19 protein-coding genes and 1 pseudogene are annotated in these 20950 nt (G+C 68.8%); 7 read left to right on the forward strand and 13 right to left on the reverse strand.

Annotated elements, in window-relative coordinates; all coding sequences use genetic code 11:
* The 11 genes and pseudogenes from QQJ79_RS11710 to QQJ79_RS11760 all read right to left on the reverse strand — a co-directional run.
* Positions 1-223, reverse strand: a pseudogene (locus QQJ79_RS11710) (type II secretion system protein N); the annotation flags it as partial.
* A gap of 269 nt (positions 224-492) precedes the next feature.
* Entirely contained in the window at positions 493-3162 is a 2670-nt protein-coding gene (locus QQJ79_RS11715) for a TonB-dependent receptor domain-containing protein (protein WP_284223118.1), read from the reverse strand.
* Between the two features lie 77 nt (positions 3163-3239).
* Positions 3240-4751 carry a hypothetical protein gene (locus tag QQJ79_RS11720; RefSeq protein ID WP_284223119.1) on the reverse strand — a complete coding sequence of 504 codons (1512 nt, stop codon included), beginning with the start codon at positions 4749-4751 and terminating at the stop codon, positions 3240-3242.
* A gap of 372 nt (positions 4752-5123) precedes the next feature.
* Complete coding sequence (locus QQJ79_RS11725; RefSeq protein WP_284223120.1) at positions 5124-6713, reverse strand: YifB family Mg chelatase-like AAA ATPase; 1590 nt, start codon at positions 6711-6713, stop codon at positions 5124-5126.
* A 150-nt stretch (positions 6714-6863) separates the two neighbouring features.
* Positions 6864-7805, reverse strand: coding sequence for a glutathione synthase (gshB, locus tag QQJ79_RS11730; RefSeq protein ID WP_284223121.1), 942 nt, complete (start codon positions 7803-7805; stop codon positions 6864-6866).
* A gap of 175 nt (positions 7806-7980) precedes the next feature.
* Positions 7981-8796 (reverse strand): SirB1 family protein, encoded by an 816-nt coding sequence (locus tag QQJ79_RS11735; RefSeq protein WP_284223122.1) that lies wholly within the window; start codon positions 8794-8796, stop codon positions 7981-7983.
* A complete protein-coding gene (locus QQJ79_RS11740) occupies positions 8793-9233 on the reverse strand; it encodes a YraN family protein (RefSeq protein WP_431307597.1) in 441 nt (146 codons plus the stop codon). Before QQJ79_RS11740 ends, QQJ79_RS11735 begins: the two co-directional genes overlap by 4 nt.
* Complete coding sequence (gene rsmI, locus QQJ79_RS11745; protein ID WP_284223123.1) at positions 9230-10102, reverse strand: 16S rRNA (cytidine(1402)-2'-O)-methyltransferase; 873 nt, start codon at positions 10100-10102, stop codon at positions 9230-9232. Before rsmI ends, QQJ79_RS11740 begins: the two co-directional genes overlap by 4 nt.
* Before the next feature lie 398 nt (positions 10103-10500).
* Positions 10501-11115: a DUF1190 domain-containing protein gene (locus QQJ79_RS11750; protein WP_284223124.1), complete on the reverse strand. Its 615-nt coding sequence runs from the start codon at positions 11113-11115 to the stop codon at positions 10501-10503.
* An 8-nt stretch (positions 11116-11123) separates the two neighbouring features.
* The gene (locus tag QQJ79_RS11755) at positions 11124-11537 is read right to left on the reverse strand and encodes a DUF350 domain-containing protein (protein WP_284223125.1); all 414 of its coding nucleotides are present in this window, start codon (positions 11535-11537) and stop codon (positions 11124-11126) included.
* 23 nt (positions 11538-11560) lie between these two features.
* Complete coding sequence (locus tag QQJ79_RS11760) at positions 11561-12205, reverse strand: YjfK family protein (protein ID WP_284223126.1); 645 nt, start codon at positions 12203-12205, stop codon at positions 11561-11563.
* A 357-nt stretch (positions 12206-12562) separates the two neighbouring features.
* Here QQJ79_RS11760 and QQJ79_RS11765 point away from each other — a divergent pair, with 357 nt between their 5' ends.
* From QQJ79_RS11765 to QQJ79_RS11785, 5 genes are all read left to right on the forward strand, one after another.
* On the forward strand, positions 12563-13015 hold the full coding sequence (locus QQJ79_RS11765; RefSeq protein WP_284223127.1) for a YjfI family protein: 453 nt from the start codon (positions 12563-12565) through the stop codon (positions 13013-13015).
* Positions 13016-13030: 15 nt separating this feature from the next.
* A complete protein-coding gene (locus QQJ79_RS11770) occupies positions 13031-13774 on the forward strand; it encodes a PspA/IM30 family protein (protein ID WP_284223128.1) in 744 nt (247 codons plus the stop codon).
* Positions 13775-13780: 6 nt separating this feature from the next.
* The gene (locus QQJ79_RS11775) at positions 13781-14944 is read left to right on the forward strand and encodes a glutathionylspermidine synthase family protein (protein WP_284223129.1); all 1164 of its coding nucleotides are present in this window, start codon (positions 13781-13783) and stop codon (positions 14942-14944) included.
* A 260-nt stretch (positions 14945-15204) separates the two neighbouring features.
* Positions 15205-16503: a glycosyltransferase family 2 protein gene (locus QQJ79_RS11780; RefSeq protein ID WP_284223130.1), complete on the forward strand. Its 1299-nt coding sequence runs from the start codon at positions 15205-15207 to the stop codon at positions 16501-16503.
* Complete coding sequence (locus QQJ79_RS11785) at positions 16500-17414, forward strand: hypothetical protein (RefSeq protein WP_284223131.1); 915 nt, start codon at positions 16500-16502, stop codon at positions 17412-17414. Before QQJ79_RS11780 ends, QQJ79_RS11785 begins: the two co-directional genes overlap by 4 nt.
* Positions 17415-17421: 7 nt before the next feature.
* On the opposite strand, the gene hemW is transcribed toward QQJ79_RS11785, so the two are convergent.
* Positions 17422-18582, reverse strand: coding sequence for a radical SAM family heme chaperone HemW (gene hemW / locus QQJ79_RS11790; protein WP_284223132.1), 1161 nt, complete (start codon positions 18580-18582; stop codon positions 17422-17424).
* Positions 18583-18720: 138 nt separating this feature from the next.
* Entirely contained in the window at positions 18721-19323 is a 603-nt protein-coding gene (gene rdgB, locus QQJ79_RS11795) for an RdgB/HAM1 family non-canonical purine NTP pyrophosphatase (protein WP_284223133.1), read from the reverse strand.
* A gap of 619 nt (positions 19324-19942) precedes the next feature.
* Between rdgB and QQJ79_RS11800 the strand changes: the two genes are divergently transcribed.
* Together QQJ79_RS11800 and QQJ79_RS11805 are read left to right on the forward strand one after the other, a co-directional pair.
* Complete coding sequence (locus tag QQJ79_RS11800; protein ID WP_284223134.1) at positions 19943-20449, forward strand: DUF2975 domain-containing protein; 507 nt, start codon at positions 19943-19945, stop codon at positions 20447-20449.
* A 66-nt stretch (positions 20450-20515) separates the two neighbouring features.
* A complete protein-coding gene (locus QQJ79_RS11805; protein WP_284223135.1) occupies positions 20516-20776 on the forward strand; it encodes a helix-turn-helix domain-containing protein in 261 nt (86 codons plus the stop codon).
* The last annotated feature ends 174 nt before the right edge of the window (positions 20777-20950 follow it).

Below are 20950 nucleotides of genomic sequence, written 5' to 3' on the forward strand. Positions count from 1 at the left end.
CGTACAACCGCATCTGCCCGCTCCCCGCCGCACTCGCCTCCGCCAGACTGCTCACCCCGCCCGTGCGGAAAAAGGCGTCAAAACGCTGGAAAATCGAGGCATCGGTCGTCGTGAACGAGGCCGGGACAGAAGCCGGCGCCGGAGAGGTCGTCTCGGGTCCAAGCAGGATCCAGCCGAGTTGTCCCAGTTGAACGATCAGCCCCAGCGCGAGTACGCCCTCCACGCCCCTGCGAACGCGGTCAGGCCGCGACGCCACGACGTCCCGAAACCGCGTGCTGAAACTGTGAACTGCGCCGATCACTGTGGCGTGCCCCAACCAGACCCCGACGGCCCGGCGGCCTTCCTAGACCGATCGTCCGTGTCCGGGCTTCATGGGATGATGACGGCCCGGCGAACTTGCCGTGACGGTTGCGACGTGGGCGGACGAACCGCCGCAAATCTGTCTTGTCGTCCGGGCCGGGAGGCGGTCAGGCGACCGCCTCCCCAAGCCGTCTAGAAGCGCGCGGTCAGGCTGACCGAGGCGCTGGATCCCAGCTCGTAGTTGTTGATCAGGATCTTGTTGCCCAGCTCCTGATACTCGTCGAAATCCGTGTTCAGCAGGTTGCGAAGCTCGAGCGCGAAGCCGAGCTCGCGGCCGCCCGCTTCGAAATCCTTGCGGTAGACGAAGTCGACGAAGATGCCCGGGTCCTGGATGTAGTCGGGCTCGCGGTTGCCCGCGCCGCCGGCGCCGCGGGCGCTGACGCGCTCGCTGACATAGTTGACGATGATGGTCGCCTGGGAGCGCGCCGTGTCGTCTTCCCAGCCCAGTTGCAGGTTGGCGACGTGTTCAGACTGGCCCTGGAGACGGCTGCCGTCCTCGATGAAGAAGGTGGCGTCCTCATTGGCGCCGCCGCCGCCCGGGGTCCGGACGAAGTCGCCGGGTTCGACGTTCACCTCCGAGTCGCTCCAGGTGTAGTTGGCCTGCACCAGCCAGCGCTTGTCAGCGATGAAGGCCGAACCGCTGTCCGGAAACTCGAAGTATTTCTTGGCTTCGATCTCGGCGCCGTAAATGGTCGCTTGCGGAGAGTTGAGATAGGACTGCTGGCGCGCATTGCCCGAGGTGACGATGGTCGCCTCGACCGGCTTGTCCAGATCCTTGAAGAAGACGCCGGCCGTCAGATACTGCTGGCGGGCGAAGAACCACTCGTAGCGGGCGTCGAGGTTCAGGATTTCCGTATCGACGAGGAAGGGGTTGCCGGTGAATTCGCGGTCGGTTTCCGGGTCCGTATAGGACTGCGGGGCCAGCTCGCGGAACTGGGGCCGGCCGATGGTCTGCGAGGCCCCGAGGCGGAACTGCTGGTCTTCGGCGAAATTCCACGTCGCCGTGAACGAGGGCAGGAAATACTGCTCCTCGATCTCGGTCGGGGCGAAGGGCGCGGCCCCGCCGAACAGATCGCGCGTGGTGACGGACTGGTAGCCGTCCTCATAGCGCACGCCGAAGGTGGTGCGGACCAGGGGAATGAACTCGGCGTCGACCTGGAGATAGGCGGCCGCGACCTCGAGCTGGGCCGAATAGGCCGCCGCCCCGCTGCCCGCGCTGCCGGTGACTTCGGACAGGATCAGGCCGGTCGGCCCGATGTTGGCGTCGGAATAGAGGTAGTCGACCCGCGACCGGCGCTGCTCTTCCGTCAGGGTGCTGGCGGGGACGAACTGCAGGTCGCGCCGCTCGGCGTCGCGGTTGTTGTCGGACCAGGCGACCCCGACGCTGAAGACCGCGTCCCGATAGTCGGACAGGGCGAGGGTGTAGCTCAGGTCGGCGCCGCCGGAGACGATGTCGTCGTCCAGTTCGCTGAACGAGATCCGGTTGCCGCCGATCTCGTGCAGGAAGGCGCCGTCGGTCGCGATCCCGTATTCGAAACGCGTCTCATAGGGCGCGTTGCGTTCGGTCAGGGCATAGGCGGCGCGCCAGGCGAACTCCAGGGCGCCGTCCAGAAACTCATGCTCGCCGGACAGCTGGCTGGAGAAGAGCTGGCGCTCGTACCATTCGGTGTAGTCGGTCCGCTGAACCTCGCCGCCCGCGTCGAAATCGGGACCGACGCTGATCCGCGCCTCCTTGGTGACGTTGCGGACGAAGAAATTGGTCCACCGGTAGTCGCTGTTGTCCGTGATCAGGGACAGGCCGCCGAGGAAGTTCAGCTGGATGTCGTTCTGGTTCGATTCGAACGCCTTGCTGGTGACGGGCACGAGGACGGCGCCGGAGAACTGCGCCTCCTCCTGCACGCCGTTCCGGGTCGCCCAGCTGTTGCTGTAGCCGGCCACGGCGATCAGGCCGAACGTGCCCAGACTGCTGTCGGACTTCAGCCCGCCGGCGAAATCAAAGCCGAAATTCACCGGAGTCGTTTCCCGCTGCAGGAGACGCAGCGGCGAGTTGACGAGCGAGTGACCGATGCGCTCCAGTTCCAGCGCGCCGAAGTTGGCGCTGTTGACGGGAACGCCCTGGCCGAAGGCGATGGCGAGCGGCCCGGGAACGTCGCGGGTGCCGTCGTCAAAGCCGGTGAAATCCGTGCGGGACCCGAAATAGATCAGGCCTTCATCCCCGGTCGTCTCGGTATTGCCGCCGATCGACGCCGACATCGAGAAGAAGGGATCATTGGGCGCATCGACCGTGCGCAGGTCGATCACCCCGCCGCCGAACTCGCCGGGAAAATCAACCGAATAGGATTTCTGGACCGTGACGCTCTCCAGGATGCTGGAGGGAAACAGATCCAGCGGCACGACACGCTGCAACGGCTCGGGGCTTGGCAGGGGCGAGCCGTTCAGCAGGGCCGAGGAATAGCGTTCGCCAAGGCCGCGGACGTAGACGAACCGTCCCTCGACCACGGTCAGGCCCGTCACGCGGGCCAGGGCGCCGGCGGCGCTGCTGTCGCCTGTCCGCTCGAGATCCTCGGAGGTCAGGAAGGCCGCGACCTCCGCGCTCTCACGGTTCGGCTCCGGAATGAAGCGGCCGAGAACGACGACTTCGTCGAGTTCGCCGGCGGCTTCGGGCTCGTCCTGGGCGGCCGGATCCTGGGGGGCGGCGGCCTGCGGCGCGGCCGGCGAGGTTTGAGCACAGGCGAGCCCGGGCGCGATCAGCGCGCTGGTGGCCAGAAGGACCCCGCTCAGGGTCAAGGTAACGGTCTTCATGATCTGCGCCTTGAAGGAGTTCAACGGACTGGGCGAAAGCCGGAGGCGGCCCGGGCGGGCCGCCTCCGCATCCGTCGTCAGCAGGTCGCGCCGGCCGTGAGGCCGCAGGTCCAGCCCTGCCACCAGGTGTCAGCGGCGTTCTGGACGGCGCCGATGTAGGTGGTGTTCTGGAAGAACGCGTAGGTCGTGGCCGCGGCGACCGGGGTCACGGCGTTTTCGTTGGCGCCGTTGATGAAGGTCAGAACCTGATTGCTCAGGCTCGTGCCCGCCGCCGGCGCGGTCAGGGTCGAGGTTCCCGCCGCGGTGTTGTTCGTACCGGCGGTGAAGGCCGCCGCCGACAGGACGGCGTTGGCCGGGCGATAGGACAGGCCGCAGGACATGAAGACCGAGTTGAAGGTCACCCCGCTGGTGGCGGTGTCCGCGTCGTTGATGGCCATACAGCCGGCCAGGGACCCGGCGACGCTGGTGAACACCGAGTTGATGATCGTGCCGTCGTTGCCCGAGTCAAAGTGGGCCACCGTGTGAGCGTCGGTCGGCGAGTTGCGGCCGACCAGGGTCCAGTTGGCGATCTTGGGCTGGGAGACGTAGCGGGTGGCCAGCGGCACCGAGGTCGGAGCCGAGGAGAACTCGAAGCCGGCGCTGCGGCTGGTGGAGCCCGGCGCGCGCTGGGTGACGATGCCGAACTGGGCGCCGCCGCGCCAGCCGGTGTCGGTGTCCAGGCCGTCGTCGTCGGCGCCGTTGATCACGATGTGACGCAGGTTGACGTTGCCGCCGAAGATTTCGATGCCGTCGTCCGAGCTGTTGTAAACCTGAATATGGTCGATCGTGGTGCCGGAACCGACGCCGGCCATGGTCAGGCCCTGGAGTTCATTGCCGGTCGAAATCTCGAAGCCCGAGAACTTGATCTGGACGTAGCGCACGCGGCCCGAGTTGTCGGCGGGCGTGTTGCCGCCGTAGAAGGCGCTGGTGCCCTCGACCGTGCCCGTGCAGGTGACGGGAGCGGTCAGCTGGCAGTTGGCCTGCGGCGCGCGGCCGGCCAGAACGATGCCGCCCCACTGACCCTGCGAGCTTTCGGTCGTCGTCCCCTCGACGTTCTGGCGGCTGGTGAAGACGATCGGGCTGGCGGCCGTGCCTTCGGCGAACAGCTGCGAGCCGCGGTTGACCAGCAGATAGTCGGAACCGCCCGAAGCGAAGATGCGCACGCCCGCTTCGATGGTCAGAATGCCCTGGACGCTGCCCGCGATCGGAGCCGCCGGGTCGACGCCCTGGTCGGTGCCGACTGCGGTGCGGCCGCTGATGGAATAGATGGTGCCGGCGCGCAGCGGCACCGTCAGGGCGCCGTTGATCTGTTGCGGCAACTGGCAGGCGCGGAGCGTGCCGCCGGCCACCACCCCGACATTGGCGAACCCGGTGGGGCAGTCGGTGGCCGGCGTACCCGGAGGCGGCGTCACAGGTCCGCCGCCGCCGCCTCCCGTGCCGCCGCCGAAATCGCCTTCCCCGGGCGACGCGACTTCGGCCGAACCGCAGGCGGCGAGTGTGAGGGCGCTGGCGGAGATCGCGAGCAGGGTCGTCAGTCGAAAGCCGGTCATCATTTCCACCGTGGCTGATCCAAAGGAACACACGGCAGATGGCGCCTGGGGACTCAGCCCTGGTCGCGACGACGCATACGCCCCACCTGCCCGGCGGTCTCGATAGAAGTCCGATGTGACAGGGCCGACGCCGAACGGTGACGGTTCGGATGCCCTTGTGTGAAGTTGTTTTCGCCGTTCGGTGAAACACCGTCCCGGTACGGTGCGATTGTCTTCAAAGCGTTCGCCTGACCTTCGCGCTTCTCACACCGGGCTGACAAAAATCTGCAGTGACGCTCGTCAGGCCGCCATCCGGGCTATCCGAATTCGAACGGGCAGCGGCCATGAAGAAGGGAGCCGTGGCGGGAGGCGGCGATCAGGGGCGAAGGGGACCTAGAAGGCCGGCGTGCTGGCATGTTGACCCGTCCGCCTCTCGAAATCGCCCTGGGCCCCGACGGTCGACCGGCGGTAGACCAGGGCCTCGGCGATGTGACGGCGGAGGACTCCGTCGCAACCGTCCAGATCCGCGATGGTGCGGGCCAGCCTCAACGTTCGGGTCCAGCCGCGCGCGGTCAGTCCGCCGGCCTGTCCGGCCCGCATCAACAGCGCCCGTCCGGCATCGTCGGGCGTCGCGAACCGGTCCAGGGTCTCGCCCGAGGCACGGGCGTTGACGGCCTGGTCGCGGGCCGTGTCGGGATCGATGCCGGCGGCGCGCAGCCGGTCCTCCTGCATCGCGCGAGCGGCGAGGACGCGGGCCGAGGCTTCCGCCGTGCCCTCGGCGGGCGGCGGCAGGGCCATGTCGGCGGCCGTGACCGGCGGCGTCTCGACCGTCAGGTCGATGCGGTCGAACATCGGACCCGAGATGCGGTTCTGATAGTCGCGCTGGCAGCGCGGGGCCTTGCCGCAGGCGCCCTTGCCGCCGCCGCCGAGGCCGCAGCGGCAGGGGTTCATGGCCGCGACCAGCTGGAACCGGGCGGGATAGCGGACATGGGCGTTGGCCCGCGCCACCACGATCTCGCCCGTCTCCAGCGGCGCGCGCAGGGAATCCAGGGCCTGGGCGCTGTATTCGGGCAGCTCGTCCAGAAAGAGCACGCCGTTGTGCGCGAGGGAGGCCTCTCCGGGCTTTGCGCGCAGGCCCCCGCCGGTGAGGGCGGCCATGGAGGCGGAATGGTGCGGGGCGCGGAACGGCCGGTCGCGGGTCAGGGCGCCCCGCTCGATCAACCCCGCCACGGACCAGACCATGGAGGTCTCGAGCAATTCCTTGGGCGTCAGCGGCGGCAGGAGGCCCGGCAGGCGCGCCGCCATCATCGACTTGCCGGACCCGGGAGGACCGACAAGAAGCAGGTTGTGGCCGCCGGCCGCCGCGATCTCCAGCGCCCGCTTGGCGCTTTCCTGGCCCTTGACCTCGCGCAGGTCGGGGACGCGGTCGCCGGAGCGCATCGCCCCCGGCTCGGGCCGCCGCAGCACCTGGGTTCCCTTGAAGTGGTTGACGAGGCCGATCAGGGAGCGCGGCGCCAGCACCGCGACCTCGCCGGCCCAGGCCGCCTCGGGCCCGTTGGCCTCGGGGCAGATCAGGCCCAGCCCCATTGCGTCGGCCGCCACCGCCGCGGGCAGGGTTCCGCCGACCGGCGCGATCCGCCCGTCCAGCCCCAGCTCGCCCACCGCCGCCCAGCCGGCCAGCATGTCCGGCGGGATGACGCCCATCGAGGCCAGCAACGCCAGGGCGATGGGCAGGTCGAAATGACTGCCCTCCTTGGGCACGTCGGCCGGCGCGAGATTGGCGATGATCCGCATGGCCGGCAGGGACAGGCCGATGCCGGCGAAGGCGCCGCGGACCCGTTCGCGGCTTTCGGCCACGGCCTTGTCGGCCAGGCCGACGATGGTGAAGGACGGGTGGTCGCCACAGGGAAGCTGGTGGACCTGCACATCCACCCGCCGGGCGTCCACCCCTTCGAAGGCCACCGTCACCACGCTGGCGAGCATCGCTTCCTCCCGCTATCCGGGAAAGGAACGAACCACGAACGGGCGAGGTTGGCAAGGGGGGCTTAGGGCTTGGGGCCTAGGTGTGGGGGATTGGGCCCATCCTCATCGCCGACGCCCCAGGGCCAAAGACCTAGGCCCAGGCCCTGAGCCCTAAGCCCTCTTCTTCTCGATCGCATCCCACATCAGGGCCGCCGCATCGACGCCGGTGAAACGCTTCAGCTGCTGGGCGCCGGTCGGCGAGGTGACGTTGATCTCGGTCAGATAGTCGCCGATCACGTCGATGCCGACGAAGATCAGGCCGCGCCGCTTCAGCTCGGGGCCGATGGCGGTGCAGATCTCGCGGTCGCGGGCGGTCAGTTCGACCGGGGCGGCGGTGCCGCCGACCCGCAGGTTCGAACGCACCTGACCCGAGGCCGGGATGCGGTTGATCGCGCCGACCGGCTCGCCGTCGATCAGGATGATCCGCTTGTCGCCCTTCGAGACCGCGGGGATGAATTTCTGGATCACCAGGGGATCGCGGCTGCCCGTCATATGGATCTCGATCAGGGCCTCGAGATTGGGGTCTCCGGCCTTCAGCCTGACGACGCCGGACCCGGCCGCGCCGTGCAGGGGTTTGAGCACCACATCGCCGTGGCGTTCGTGGAAATCGACCAGGGCGACCGGGTCGGAGCTGATCAGCGTCGGCGGCGTCAGGCCGGGAAATTTCGTCACCAGCAGTTTCTCGGGCGCGGACCGGACTTCCGCCGGGTCGTTCACCACCAGCGTCTTCGGATGCACCGTCTCCAGCAGATAGGTCGAGGTGACATAGGCCATGTCAAACGGGGGGTCCTGGCGCATCAGGATGACGTCGACGTCCTCGGCCAGGTCCAGCTTCACCTCGTCGCCGAGCGTGACGTGGTCGCCCAGGTTCTGGCGCACCGTCACCGGGCGGGCGCGGCAGAACAGGCGGCCGTCCTCCAGCGCCAGGGTGCGGACATCATAGACCCACTGGGCGTAGCCGCGGTCCTGGGCCGTCGTCATCATCAGCCAGGTGGTGTCGGACTCGATGTTGACGGCCTCGACGGGGTCCATCTGGATGGCGACTCGCAGCATGCCTTGTCCTTCCGAGCGGTGGGACCTTGGCTAATGGGCAGCGGAGGCGGCGAGCGCAAGGGAGTGGCTAGTGGTCAATGGTTAGTGGCTGGCCAACGCTGGCGGAACAGCACTGCCAGCGCCGCCCTTCCGCCGAAAGTGAAGCGGCAATCAATAACCACTGGCCACTAACCACTCAGTTCAGCTGCAGCCTCACCCGATCGACCGACATCTGGCGCGTGACCTCCATCGGATCGTCGACCGTGCGGGCGCGGGAGAGGGCCTCGAGCGCGCCGGCCAGCGACCCCTGCTTCTCGCGCGCGGCGGCGACGTCCAGCCAGGGGCGATGGTCGTCCGGGTCCAGCAGGGCCCGCCGCAGGGCCGAACGCTCGGCGCCTTCATAGTCCTGGGACCGGATGGCCCGGCTGAACAGGACGTTCTGCAGCCGGATCAGGGCCTGGCGGTCGGTGACCGGGGCCATCAGCACGTCGAGCCGGTCCGCGACATGGGGCGTCAACCCGGCCCGCAACGCCCGCCGCGTCAGTTCCGACGGCAGCACCAGCCGTCCCTGGCTGAAGGGGTCCAGCGCGACGGGACCTTCGGGGGTCTCGACGCGCAGCAGGAAATGGCCGGGGAAGTCGACCCCCTGGGCCTTGACCCCGGCCCGGCGCGCCGCGTCGAGGTAGAAGACCGACAGGGCTCCGGACAGGCCGCGGCGGCTTTCGGCCACGGCGATGACGTCCGTATTGGCCGGACTGTCATGGTTGAGCAGGTCGCCGTTCAGGCGCAGGTCCGAGGCCATGGTCTCGGTCAGGGCCTCGTCGGGGCCTTCGCCGCCGATCCGTTCCGCCAGCCGTTCGGCGGCGTGGACGGCGAGGGTGCGGACCGGTTGCGGATCGCGGAACGGCTGGTCGTGGATGGCGCAGGCGATGGCCGCTTCCAGCAGCGGAAACGCCTCGTCCCCGGCCTGCCCGGCCCCGGTCAGCGTCTCGATCGCTTCATCGCGGGTCATGCGGCGCCCCTCCCGAAGGCGACAACCCCGCGACGATGGCGCGGAAACCTGCCCGGAGCCAGCGCCACCGTATCGATCCGCAGCACATGACCGGCCAAGCTGGGTCTTTGGCGCAACACCGACCGGCCGGCCGAGAGCAGACGATCGTACTGGTCAGGGCCGAGGGCGGTGAGCGCGGCCTCGAGCGTGGCGCGGCGCTTGACCTCGACCACGGCCAGAACCTTGCCGCGACGCGCGAGGATGTCGATCTCGCCGGCCCGGGTCTTCAGCCGGAAGCCGAGCACCTGATAGCCCTTGGCCATCAGCAGCGCCGCCGCCAGCCATTCCGAGCGGTGGCCGAGCCGGTGAGAGACGGCCCCGAGGGCGACCCGCCAGCCGCGCTTGGCCCGCACGACCCTGGGCGCTTTCAGCCGGGTCGCGGGCCGCTCCGGGCTCACCGGCCCTGCATCTCCAGCGCCCGCTTGTAGAGCGGCTTGCGCGGCAGGTTCAGGGCTTTCGACACCTCCGCCGCCGCCTCGCCGGGCGGCAGCCGGGTCATCGCCTCGGCGAGGGCGGCGTCGGCGTCGGCCTCGGAGGCGACTTCCATCTCGCCGGGGGCGACGACGACGACGATCTCGCCCTTCGGACCCTGGCAGCGGGGGTCGGCGGCCAGGTCGGCGAGGGAGCCGCGCACGCACTCCTCATACATCTTGGTCAGTTCGCGGGCGACGGCCGCGGGTCGGGGCCCGAGCACGGCGGCCATGTCGGCCAGGCTGTCGGCGAGGCGCGGGCCGCTTTCGAAGAAGACCAGGGTCTGGCGGGCGGTGCGGACCTCTTCCAGCGCCGCGCGGCGGGCGCCGGATTTGGCGGGCAGGAAGCCGGCGAACAGCACCCGGTCCGCGGGGAGGCCGGCGATGCACAGCGCCGCCAGCAGACTGGACGGGCCGGGGATCGGATGCACCGGCAGGCCCGCCGCGATCACCGCCCGGGCCACGACGAAGCCCGGATCATTGACCATCGGCGTGCCGGCGTCGGAGACGAGGGCGACGACCTCGCCCGCGCGCAGCCGCTCGATCGCGCCTTCGGCGGCCCGCGCCGACGCATGGTCGTCGCACCGCTCCAGCTTCGCCTTCAGCCCATAGGCCGACAGCAGTTTGGCGGTGACGCGCGTGTCCTCGGCGAGAACAAGATCGGCTGCGGCGAGCACGTCGAGCGCCCGCAGGGTCATGTCCCTCAGGTTCCCGATCGGCGTCGCCACCAGATAGAGGCCCGACGCCACGGGGCGCGGCGGTGGGGCGGTCGGGGGGAACGGCGCAGGGTCTGACATCGGCGGGACCGTGCCAGCGGGGGCGGCCCGGCTCAAGGGCGGGCGGTCAGGGGCCGCGCGGAGGGCGGCGGGGGCCGACCCGGGAAAAACGCCGAAAAGCGATACTCTCGCCCCTCGTGGCTTGACGCTGGACGAGGGGAATTGCGCGGGTTGGCGCGGGCTCCGGGCGAACCGGATCCGTTGGATGGCGATGTCAAAGACCGTGGCGGCGGGATTTCAGTCCCGATCCACGCATTTTATCACGGCCGGGATCGGCGCCAGGCAAACGGACGGGGTTCGGGCGGCGGACCAAGGGGCGGGAAGACACCATCGGGGGCGCCGAGGGCACGGAAGATACGGGGCGGGAATACCCGTCTGCGGAAATCGGCATGAGCCGGCCGACGGACAGGCCGGGCGACCTATCCGCCGTAGCCGCGCCCGCCGCCGCCAAATCCGCCACGCGAGACCACGGCGGTCCGGCTCTGGGCCCGGACCGGGGCCTTGCGCGCGACGTCGACGTCATTGCGGTTGGCGACGGTGCGACCGGTCCGGTAGTCGCGCGACAGATAGCCGCCGCCGTAGCCGTTGGAGTACTGGCCCTCGCGGTCGCGATACAGGGCGCCGCCGCCGCGATAGCCGCCGTTCATCATCTGGCCGATGATGAAGCCGGTCGCCAGCGGGCCGAAGAAGGACCCGCCGCCGCTGTTGTTCAGCGGCCGGCACTGTTCGGGTCCCCACTGTCCCTCGCACTCTTCCCGGGTCGCATAGCGGGGCGCGTTCTGGGACGCCTGGCGCTGGGCCTCGGCCCAGGCGGTGTCGCATTCGGCGTCCGGGACGTCGTTGGCCGCCTTGCACTCGACGAGCGAGGTATAGGCCAAGGCCGGGTTGGGCTCTGCGACGGGGATGCTGCGTTGAGGCGAGCCGCAGGCGGCCATGGAGAAGCTGACGGTCGCCATCAGGCTGGTGACCTGCAGGGTCCGCGACCGCTTGAGGCGGCGCATGGTGGTGGTTTCGGGCAGGGAATCGTCGGTCATGATGCGCCTCAGGCCGTCATACAGGCGGCATTGAGCAGGCCGACGCCGATGGAGATGGAGGCCAGGTAGATGCCCGCGGCCGTCTCGCCGGCCTCGATGCGCGAGGCCAGCGCCTTGTACAGCACGCGGCTGACGATGATGAAGGCGACGATCTGGATGATGCCGGCCAGCAGGGCCCAGGCTGCGAACTCGGCCAGGCTGACGGTCTGCGACAGGGCCGAGGCCAGCGGCAGGACATAGCCGATCAGGGCGCCGCCGAGGGCGATGGCGGCGGCCGTATTGCCCTGCCGGATCAGCTCACGCTCATGATAGGGCGTGACAAGCTGATAGAGGAATTTGAACGCCGAGAAGAAGACGATCGCCGCCGCGAAGGCGATGAGGAAGGCCGTCGCCCCCGTCTGAAATGCGAACCAGTCGAACATCGTCTTCTCCCCCTCGGGCGCCGTCAGGCGCGGAACTCGGCCATGTCCAGCGGGATGCCGATCATGATCTCATGTGTGGCTTCGCCGCCCTCGGGCTCCTGCTCGAGGGCGATCATCAGTTCGCGGCCGCCCGCCAGCTCACGCGCGTACAGCATGCAGGTCTGGTAGATTTTCGCATAGGGCTCGGTGGCGGCCCGGTCGTCGTAGATGGTCTCCCACAGCTTCACCGGCGGCTGGCGGGCGTCGGTCTCGGAGAACCAGAAGCGGGGATATTCCGGCAGGCCCTCGGGCGCGCCCTTGAACACCGGTTCGGACAGGCGGTCCTGCCAGGCCCTTCGCGCGCCGTCATTGGGCGGATAGGCCGAGGACCAGGGGGTGAACAGGGTGAAGTCATAGGCCGCCGCGCCCCCGGCGTCGTCGCTCATGGCCTGCAGCATGACGTGGTCGTCGGTGTAGAAGCGATGCACGAACGCGCCGTCGTCCAGCCGGACCACGCCCTGGGCGGTGATCTCCAGCGCGTCGCGGTCGAGGCTGAAATGCGTCTCGTCGCCCAGCCGGCGCCAGGCCAGCGGGTCGAGGGCCACGGTGCGGCCGACCGTGATGTTGCGCACGATCGCCAGCTGGTTGACCGGTTCGGCGTCGCGCTGTCCGAAGAGCCGCTTGAACATTCGCCATCCCTTACGCGTCCGCGAGGTGGCTCGCGAGCGTCTGGTGGTAAAGAGATCGTCAGGTTTGAAATTCAGCTTCGGAATGGCCAAAGTCAAGCGTACCTGTTACGCGTTACATGAAACATGCGTAATCCTGCCTCCCCCTCCTTGTCGCCGGCCAACGAGCGCATACGTGCCTGGCGCAGGGCCCGTCGCGAGGCGGGCATGGTCAAGCTGGAGTTCTGGGTGCCCAACACCGCCCGGGACGACGTGAGGGCGGCGGTTCACGCCATCGTCACCGAGTCCACCCGCGGTCCTGATATTGTCAGACGCCCGCGTCGAAGCCTTTCAACCGATCCTACTGGAGCAAGCCCCCTTATGGACGCCGTGATCGAAACCGCCTGGACCGTCCCGTCCATCAAGGCCGCGCTGGACGCGTCCGAACTGGTCCGCGAGGGCGAGCTGACCACAAGGGTGCTGGAAGGGGCCGAGCCGGTCCTGCTGGCGACCATGCACGAATACGGCGACCTGCCGATCTATCTCAGCGTCGGTGGCGCGCAGATCGTCTGTTCGGTGCTGCTGTGGCCGGTGACCGAACAGGGCGACCGGCACGCCTTCAACGAATTCCTGCTCAAGGCCCAGCGCATCGTGCCGCTGTCGAATTTCGCCATCACCTCGGTGAACGGCGAGGACGTCTATGAGCTGATGGGCGAACTGTCGTGCAAGACGACGCTGCAGACCATATTGATCGAACTGCGCACCCTCGCCGAGAACGCCATCGACGCGACGGCCCTGCGCGAATCCTTCGGCGCCCCCGCCGACGCCGCCTGAACCGGGAGAGAAATCATGTCCATGCTCGCCAAACTCTCCGCCCTGTTCCGCGGCACCGCCCGCGAGGCCGGCCAGGCCGTGGTCGACGCCAACGCCCTGAAGATCCTCGACCAGGAAATCCGTGACGCCGACACCGCCCAGGGCAAGGCCCGCGACGATCTCGCCGGTCTGGTGGCGCGCCGCCGGATGGCCGAAAACGAGCTCAAGAGCTTCGGCGACCAGATCGCCAAATACGAAAGCTCGGTCCGCGCCGCCATGGCCCAGGGCAAGACCGATCTGGCCCGAGAGGTCGCCGGCCGGATCGCCGAGCTGGAGACGGAGATCGGCACGCGCGGCCCGATGATCGAGGGCATGAAGGAGGCGGAGGCCCGCCTGCGCACCGCCATTGCAACCACCGACCAGAAGATCGAGACGCTGCGGCGCGAGATCGACATCGTGAAGGTCAATGACTCGGTGCAGAAGGCCCAGACCTCGGTCGCCCTGCAGTCGCAGGGGGCGCATTCGCGCATCGGCTCGGCCGCTGACAGCCTGCAGCGCATCAAGCAGCGTCAGGCCGTCCAGGAAGAGCGTCTGCGCGTCGGCCAGGAGCTGGAGGACAAGCGTTCCGGCGCCGACCTCGACGCCAAGCTGCGCGAGGCCGGCATCCTGCCAGGCCACGCCTCGGCCGACGACGTCCTGGCCCGGTTGACGGCGCAGGAGATCAAGGTGGTGACGCCGCAGATCGGGACGTCGGTTCCCGCCTCCAAAGACCCGGCCTGAGGCGGCATGGAACGTCTGTCGCTGGTCCCGCGCCCCGACTGGCAGGCGCGGGCCGAGGCCGTCGGCTTCACCTGGCACCATGATTCCGGCGAGCGGTACTGGGACGAAAGCGCCGCCTACGCCCTGTCCCTGACCGAGGTCGAGGAGGGGCTGGAGGCGCCGACGGCCGAGCTGCACCAGATGTGCCTCGACCTGGTCGACGAGGCGGCGGGGTCCGAGCGGCTGATGTCGCTGCTCGAGATCCCGGAGGCGTCGCGCGACTATGTCGCCGACAGTTGGGCCCGGCGCGAGCCGTCGCTCTATGGCCGGTTCGACTTCGCCTATGACGGGACGGGGCCGGCCAAGCTGTATGAATACAACGCCGACACCCCGACCAGCGTCTTCGAAACGGCGGTGTTCCAGTGGCTGTGGCTGGAGGATGGGATCGCCAGCGGGACGCTGCCGCCCGACGCCGACCAGTTCAACAGCCTGTATGAAAAGCTGGTCGACCGGTTTCGGGCGATCTTCCCCCAGGGGGGCTTCGTGCATTTCTCGTCGGACCCCGAGTTCGTCGAGGACCGCCAGACCGTCCGCTTCCTCGAGGACCTCGCCCGGCAGGCCGGGCTGGACCCGAAATTCGTCGCCATCGACCGGATCGGCCTGAACGCCGACGGCCGCTTCGTCGACGACGAGAACTGGCTGATCCAGGCCATGTTCAAACTCTATCCGTGGGAGCAGATGCTGCGCGACGACTACGCCGAGCCGCTGCCGAAGGCGGAGGTGACGGTGCTGGAGCCGGCGTGGAAGGCCCTGCTGTCGAACAAGGGGCTGCTGCCCCTGCTGTGGGAACGGCATGCGGGACACCCCAATCTTCTGGCGTCCTTCTTCGAGAGCGATCCGGCCCATGCGAGCCTCGGCGACGCCTATGTGCGCAAGCCGCTGTTTTCACGCGAGGGGGCCAATATCTCGATCGTCGAGGGCGCGTCGCGCGAAGAGGGGCTGGACGCCGGCTATGGCGAGGGCCGCCACATCCGTCAGGCCCTGCACGCCCCGCCGCGGTTCGACGGCCAGCATGTGATCGTCGGCTCCTGGCTGGTCGGCGACGAACCGGCCGGGATCGCCCTGCGCGAGGATACAGGCCGGATCACCCGCAACACCTCGCGCTTCGTGCCGCATTTCATCCGGGACTGAGCCCGACCCGGGCCGGTGAGCTGCTCGCCGGCCGTCCCGCCTCGCCGGGATCGAATCTCGCCATAAAGCATTGCTAGCCAGTACAGGCGGGGCTGCGTCAGCTGGACCGTGTAGTTTGGTCCGCGCGTATCAGTAAACAACTGCGTTATCTTAGTTCTGCGGCTGCGCATTTGCGGCCTGAGAACGATGTTGTCTATACATCAAGCTTGGCCGTTGCGCTGCCGGCGAGCGATCGGCGGTTTCTATACCTGCCTGTCCATGTGAAATTCACGCTTGCCCTGTGTCTCGCCATCGCCTGGGCGGCGCTGAGCATCGTTCTGTCGCTACGCTGGCTGGGAGACCTGGCGGAGATCGCGTCCTTCCCGGCGGCCCTGATCATCATCGGCTTCATCGCCTATGTGCCGGGCTTCATGAACGCCTTCATGATCGGCACCATCCTGCTCGACAGACGGCCGCCGCACGCGCCGCCGGCCGCCTATCCCCCGGTCAGCGTCCTGGTGGCCTGCTTCAATGAAGCACTCAACATCGGCGACACGCTCAACAGCCTGGCCGGCCAGGACTATCCCGGACGGTTCGAGATCGTCGTGCTCAACGACGGCTCGACCGACGACACCATGCTGGTCGCGGCGCGGGCGATCGGCCGGCTCAGGGCGCGTTCGCGAGGCGTGTTCCGGCTGATGGATTTCGGGGTCAACGCCGGCAAGTCGACAGTGCTGAATCGCGGGCTGAAGCTGGCGTCGCACGACCTCGTCGCCACGGTGGACGGCGACTGCTGGCTGCGCCCCGACGCCCTGCGCCGCATCGTCGAACGGATGCTGGCCGATCCGCCGGGCACCGAGGCCGTCGCCGGGGCCGTGCTGGTCCGCAACTCGCGCCGCAACATCCTGACCCGAGCCCAGGAGTGGGACTATTTCCACGGCATCGCCGCCGTCAAACGCATGCAGAGCATGTACCACGGCACCCTGGTCGCCCAGGGGGCCTTCTCGCTCTACACCCGGCGCGGTCTCGAAGCCGTCGGCGGCTGGCCGCCCTGCGTCGGCGAGGACATCGTCGTGACCTGGGCCCTGCTGAAGGCCGGCTACCGCGTCGGCTATGCCGAGGACGCCCTGGTGTTCACCAACGTTCCACACGAGTTCCGGCAGTTCTCCCAGCAGCGGCGGCGCTGGTCGCGGGGCCTGATCGAGGCGTTCAAGGCCCACTGGCCGCTGCTGTTCAAATGGCGGCTGTCGACCCTGTTCATCTGGTGGAACCTGTTCTTCCTGCCGCTGGACCTCGTCTACACCTTCGCCTTCATCCCGGGCCTCATTCTGGCGTTGTTCGGCGTCTACTGGATCGCCGGGCCGTTGACGCTGCTGGTGCTGCCGCTGGCGGCGGTCTGGAACGGGTTCATTTTCCAGGTGCAGCGGAAGATGTTCCGCGCGCAGGGGATGCGGGTCAGGGCCAATGCCGACGGCTTCCTCTTCTATGTCTTCGCCTACAGCCTGCTGATGCAACCGGTCTGCGTCGGCGGCTATTTCGCCGAACTGGCCGGTCTGAGAAAGAACTGGGGTACGAAATGAACCGCATCATTGCGATGATGCTGGTCGCGGCGGCGTTTGGGTTCGCCCCGGCCGCCGAGGCCCAGGAGGTCCCCTACTGGCAGGCCGTCAGCGCCGACCTGTTCGCCTCCACCGACGCGGACGAGGCGGAGACGGTGAAGGCGGGCGTCAGCTATGACTGGCGCTATCGCACGCCGGAAGACCGTCAGGGCGTCAGGCTTGAGACCGCGCGCTTCGCGCCAGCGACCGGACCGGCCCTTGAGGAGCAGCGGCTCTATTATCAGTTCGCGCAGCCCGGCGAGGACTGGTCATGGAACGGCATGGTCGGGACCAATGGCGAGTCCGTCCTGGGATCGCTCGGCGTCCACAATGACGGCCGCATCCGGCAGGAGTATTTCATCGAGCGCGAGCGGCTCGAGACGCCGCAGGGCCTGGACCGGGCCCTGTATTCCACCTTCGCCGGAGCGGCCCTCGACCTGCCGGTGGATGAGCGCAACACCCTGACCGCCCTGGTCGGGGTTCAGGATTTCGACGGCGACAACCTGCGCACCCATCTGCGGGCCCGCGCCATTCATGTCGTCAGGCCGGACTGGGGGCTCAGCGTCCAGCTGCGGACCCGCTATTTCCACAACAGCGTGCCCGCCGAGGCCGACTATTTTTCGCCCGAATGGTACGTCGAGGTCCTGCCTGTGGTGCAGATCCGGCGATTCCACGGCGGCTGGCGCTATCAGGCGGCGGTGAGCCTGGGCGTCCAGCGCGAGGCCGGCTCGGACTGGCGGGCGGCGCGGCATTTCGAGGCCTCGGTGACCAGCCCGCCGATCACCCGCGACTGGCACGTCAAGGCCGCGGTCCTGCACAGCAGCGCCCCGGTCGCCTCGGGCCAGGGCTATGACTACAGCCAGGCGTCGCTGTCGCTGACGCGGTCGTTCTGACGGCGGATCAGACCAGCAGGGCTCGCAGCACGCCGTCCAGCACGGGGCGTCCTGCCCCGGTGGCCCTGACCCGTCCCGCCTCCACGGCCAGGAACCCGTCCGCGATCAGCCCCGCGAGCGGCCCGGCGGTTCCGGTGCGGCCGAGGACGGCCAGATCGGTCAGGGCCACGCCCTCGACCGTCCGCAGCCCCAGCAGCACCTTCTCCTCCGCGGCGTCGCGCAGCGACTGGCTGTCCCGCTCGCTCCACGGGGCGCCGGCCGCGACGCCGGCGATGTACGCCCCGATCCCCTTGTGCGCGACGGTCGCCGTCCGCGCCCCGTCCAGCGTCAACCGCCCGTGCGCGCCCGGGCCGAGGCCCAGATAGTCGCCGCCGCGCCAGACGTGGAGATTGTGGGCCGAACGGGCGGCCTCGCCCCGCGCGTGGTTGGAGACCTCATAGGCGTCGAAGCCGGCGGCCTCGAGGACGGTCTGGGTGGTTTCGTACAGGGCGGCGGAGCAGTCCTCGTCGGGCGGGGTCCAGGCGCCGCGGGCCACGCCGCGACCGAAGGCGGTCACGGGCTCTATGGTCAGCTGATAGGGCGAGACGTGTTCGAAGCCGAGGTCGATCGCCCCCGCCAGTTCGGCGGCCCAGCCGGCGACGGTCTGGTCGGGGCGGGCGTAGATCAGGTCGATGGACAGCCGCGGGAAGGCGCGGGCGGCGACGGCGACGGCGCGGCGGGCCTCGTCCGCCGAATGATTGCGCCCCAGGAAGGCGAGGGCCGCGTCGTCCAGCGCCTGCACCCCCATGGACAGGCGGTTGACCCCGGCCCCGGCCAGGGCGGCGAACCGCGCCGCCTCGGCGTCGGTGGGATTGGCCTCGAGCGTGATCTCGATCGGGGCGCGCGGCGGGAACAGGGCGTGGGCGCGGTCGATGACGGCGGCCACGGCCGCGGGCGCCATCAGCGAGGGGGTGCCGCCGCCGAAGAAGATCGACGCCAGCCGGCGCGGGCCGGTCAGGGCGGCCTGCGCCTCCATGTCGGCGAGGATGGCCGCCACCAGCGACGCCTGTTCCTCGCCCCGGCCCCGGTCGCGCACGACATTGAAGTCGCAATAGGGGCAGATGCGGGCGCAATACGGCCAGTGGACGTAGAGGGCGAGGTCGGAGCCTGGGTGGGGGACAGAGGGCATGAGACGTGGCTAGTGGCTAGTGGTTGGTGGTTGGTGGCTGGCCGGCGGCGGTGCGTCGGCGGGGACAGCGCCGCCCTTCCGCAGCCAGAGGAGCAGGGATCACTAACCACTAATCCCTAGCCACTCGCCACTCGCCACTCAGTCCATCAGCGCCGCCCTCAGCTTCGCGAACGCCGCCGCCCGGTGGCTGATCGAGTCCTTCAGGGCCGGATCCAGTTCGCCGAAGGTCTGCGCCTGGCCGTCGGCAATGAAGATGGGATCATAGCCGAAGCCGCGGTCGCCGCGCGGGGGGAAGGTCAGCAGGCCGTCGACGCGGCCCTCGACCACCACCGCCGGGCCGTCGGGCCAGGCGACGGCGAGGGCCGAGGTGAACCAGGCGCGGCGATCCGACGAGCCCGTCTCCTCCAGCCGCTCCTCGACGCGGCGCATGGCGAAGGCGAAATCCTTGTCCGGTCCGGCCCAGCGGGCGGAAAAGATGCCGGGCGCCCCGTCCAGGGCCGCCACCGACAGGCCGGAGTCGTCGGCCAGGGCGACCTCGCCCGAAAGGTCGGCCGCATGGCGGGCCTTGAGCAGGGCGTTGCCCGTGAAGGTGCTCTCGGTCTCGTCCGGTTCGGGCAGATTCAGGCTGGCGGCGGTGACCACCGCGTAATGTCCGCCCAGAAGCGCGTCGATCTCGACGGCCTTGCCGGGGTTGTGGGTCGCCATCACGAGCCGCATCCCCTTGATAAGCTTCAGTTTCATCCCGATCACGCGCTCCGCAACAATCCATTGCCAAAGTTTAATATCGTTAAACGATATGTAACGTGCCTTTTGGTTAGGCATGTCCTATCTATGTCTTCAAGGACGGACGCCGCGACGTTCCCCGAACGAGCCGATACCGGCAAGATCGATGCAGCGGAACAACAAAAGAGGGGTGAAAACATCCCTCGCTCAGGACCAACGGAGAACGACTATGAACACCATGAACGCTTCCTACTTCATCGAGAAGGTCGGCCACGGCATCCTCAACGCCTTCCTGCTCGCCGCCCTGCCGATCGCCCTGTTCACCACCCTGATCCAGGCTTTCTGATTCCGTTCTGGCCACACCGGCCAGAACGGCGACCAGCCAGACGCCAGGGCCTCAACTAGCCCGAAAGGCGTCAGGCCAAAACAAAGTCTCACGGGAGCTTTGACGATCGGCATGACAATCGCGATGAATAAGACCGCGTGTGGGTTCGCCGGACCCCGCGCGGCATCCTCGCCCCGCCGACCGGCCCGCTAACAGAGAGGTCGACCCATGCGTTTCCCGAAGTCGCTTTCGATCGGGATCCGCGTGCCTTCCGTCCGGACCCCGGCCCTCCCGGCCCTCGGTCCCGGATCCATGTCCAGCCTGCTCGGCGTCGCCCTCGGGGCCGCCTTCTGGATCCTGGCGCTGCTGACCTGCGCCGCCGTCCTCGCCTTCCTCTTCATCGCCTTCGTTCCGATGGGTCCGCTGGATCTGATCGCGACCTCGGAAGACGGCGGCACCAGCGTGCCCGTGCCGCGCGCCTATTTCCTGTTCGGTGTCGGCGCCTTCGCCGGCTATTTCGCCGGTTTCGCCCTGATCCTCCGCCACCTGCGCCGCATCGTCTACAGCCTGCGCATCGGCGACCCCTTCCAGCCCGCCAACGTCAGCCGGCTGAAGCAGATCGGCCTGACCCTGGCCACGGTGACCGGCGGCGCCTGGATCGGCCAGACCCTGGTCTCGCGACTGGTGCGCGGCGCGCTGGAGCCGCCCAGCCTGTTCGATCTGGTCACGCCCGCCTTTTCGGTTCTGGTCGTCTTCGTCCTGGCCGAGGTCTTCCGCGAAGGCGCCCGCCTGCGCCGCGAATCCGAATTAACAATCTAGGTGGGCGCGCGGTCAGAAGGCTCCGCCCTTCTCGACCCGACGCGCGCCGGTGTAAGAGAAAGTCCGATGGCCATCCGCGTACAGCTTGACCGCATCCTCCTCGAACGGCGCATGTCGCTGACCGAGCTGGCCGACCGCGTCGGCGTGACGCTGGCGAACCTGTCGATCCTCAAGACCGGCAAGGCGCGGGCGATCCGCTTCACCACGCTGGACGCCCTGTGCCGTGAGCTGAACTGCCAGCCGGGCGACCTGCTGACGCAGACGCCGGGGCCGCAGGACGCCGGCTCGGACGAGGACGTCGACGGGAACGCCCCCGGCACGACATGAGCCGCCGCGACGACCTGAGCCCCGACGACCGCCGTATCTGGGCCCGCGTCGCCGGTTCGGTCACCCCCCGCAAACCGAAAAAGCCCGCCCTGGTCACGCCGGGCGCCGCGGTGGTCGATCCGCCCGCCGCGCCGCTGCCCCGGGGACTGGCGAAGCCCCGCGCCGCGCCGCCGG

The sequence above is a fragment of the Brevundimonas denitrificans genome (assembly GCF_030160755.1).
GTDB classification, from domain to species: Bacteria; Pseudomonadota; Alphaproteobacteria; order Caulobacterales; family Caulobacteraceae; genus Brevundimonas; species Brevundimonas denitrificans.

Excerpts from the sequence above, each read along its gene's own strand:
- QQJ79_RS11770 (WP_284223128.1), top strand. The coding sequence starts at position 13,031 with ATGTCCATGCTCGCCAAACTCTCCGCCCTGTTCCGCGGCACCGCCCGC.
- QQJ79_RS11765 (WP_284223127.1), top strand. The coding sequence starts at position 12,563 with ATGGACGCCGTGATCGAAACCGCCTGGACCGTCCCGTCCATCAAGGCC.
- QQJ79_RS11785 (WP_284223131.1), top strand. The coding sequence starts at position 16,500 with ATGAACCGCATCATTGCGATGATGCTGGTCGCGGCGGCGTTTGGGTTC.
- QQJ79_RS11775 (WP_284223129.1), top strand. The coding sequence starts at position 13,781 with ATGGAACGTCTGTCGCTGGTCCCGCGCCCCGACTGGCAGGCGCGGGCC.
- gshB (WP_284223121.1), bottom strand. The coding sequence starts at position 7,805 with ATGCTGCGAGTCGCCATCCAGATGGACCCCGTCGAGGCCGTCAACATC.
- QQJ79_RS11805 (WP_284223135.1), top strand. The coding sequence starts at position 20,516 with ATGGCCATCCGCGTACAGCTTGACCGCATCCTCCTCGAACGGCGCATG.
- rdgB (WP_284223133.1), bottom strand. The coding sequence starts at position 19,323 with ATGAAACTGAAGCTTATCAAGGGGATGCGGCTCGTGATGGCGACCCAC.
- QQJ79_RS11735 (WP_284223122.1), bottom strand. The coding sequence starts at position 8,796 with ATGACCCGCGATGAAGCGATCGAGACGCTGACCGGGGCCGGGCAGGCC.
- QQJ79_RS11755 (WP_284223125.1), bottom strand. The coding sequence starts at position 11,537 with ATGTTCGACTGGTTCGCATTTCAGACGGGGGCGACGGCCTTCCTCATC.
- QQJ79_RS11725 (WP_284223120.1), bottom strand. The coding sequence starts at position 6,713 with ATGCTCGCCAGCGTGGTGACGGTGGCCTTCGAAGGGGTGGACGCCCGG.
- QQJ79_RS11720 (WP_284223119.1), bottom strand. The coding sequence starts at position 4,751 with ATGACCGGCTTTCGACTGACGACCCTGCTCGCGATCTCCGCCAGCGCC.
- hemW (WP_284223132.1), bottom strand. The coding sequence starts at position 18,582 with ATGCCCTCTGTCCCCCACCCAGGCTCCGACCTCGCCCTCTACGTCCAC.
- QQJ79_RS11800 (WP_284223134.1), top strand. The coding sequence starts at position 19,943 with ATGTCCAGCCTGCTCGGCGTCGCCCTCGGGGCCGCCTTCTGGATCCTG.
- QQJ79_RS11750 (WP_284223124.1), bottom strand. The coding sequence starts at position 11,115 with ATGACCGACGATTCCCTGCCCGAAACCACCACCATGCGCCGCCTCAAG.
- QQJ79_RS11715 (WP_284223118.1), bottom strand. The coding sequence starts at position 3,162 with ATGAAGACCGTTACCTTGACCCTGAGCGGGGTCCTTCTGGCCACCAGC.
- rsmI (WP_284223123.1), bottom strand. The coding sequence starts at position 10,102 with ATGTCAGACCCTGCGCCGTTCCCCCCGACCGCCCCACCGCCGCGCCCC.
- QQJ79_RS11760 (WP_284223126.1), bottom strand. The coding sequence starts at position 12,205 with ATGTTCAAGCGGCTCTTCGGACAGCGCGACGCCGAACCGGTCAACCAG.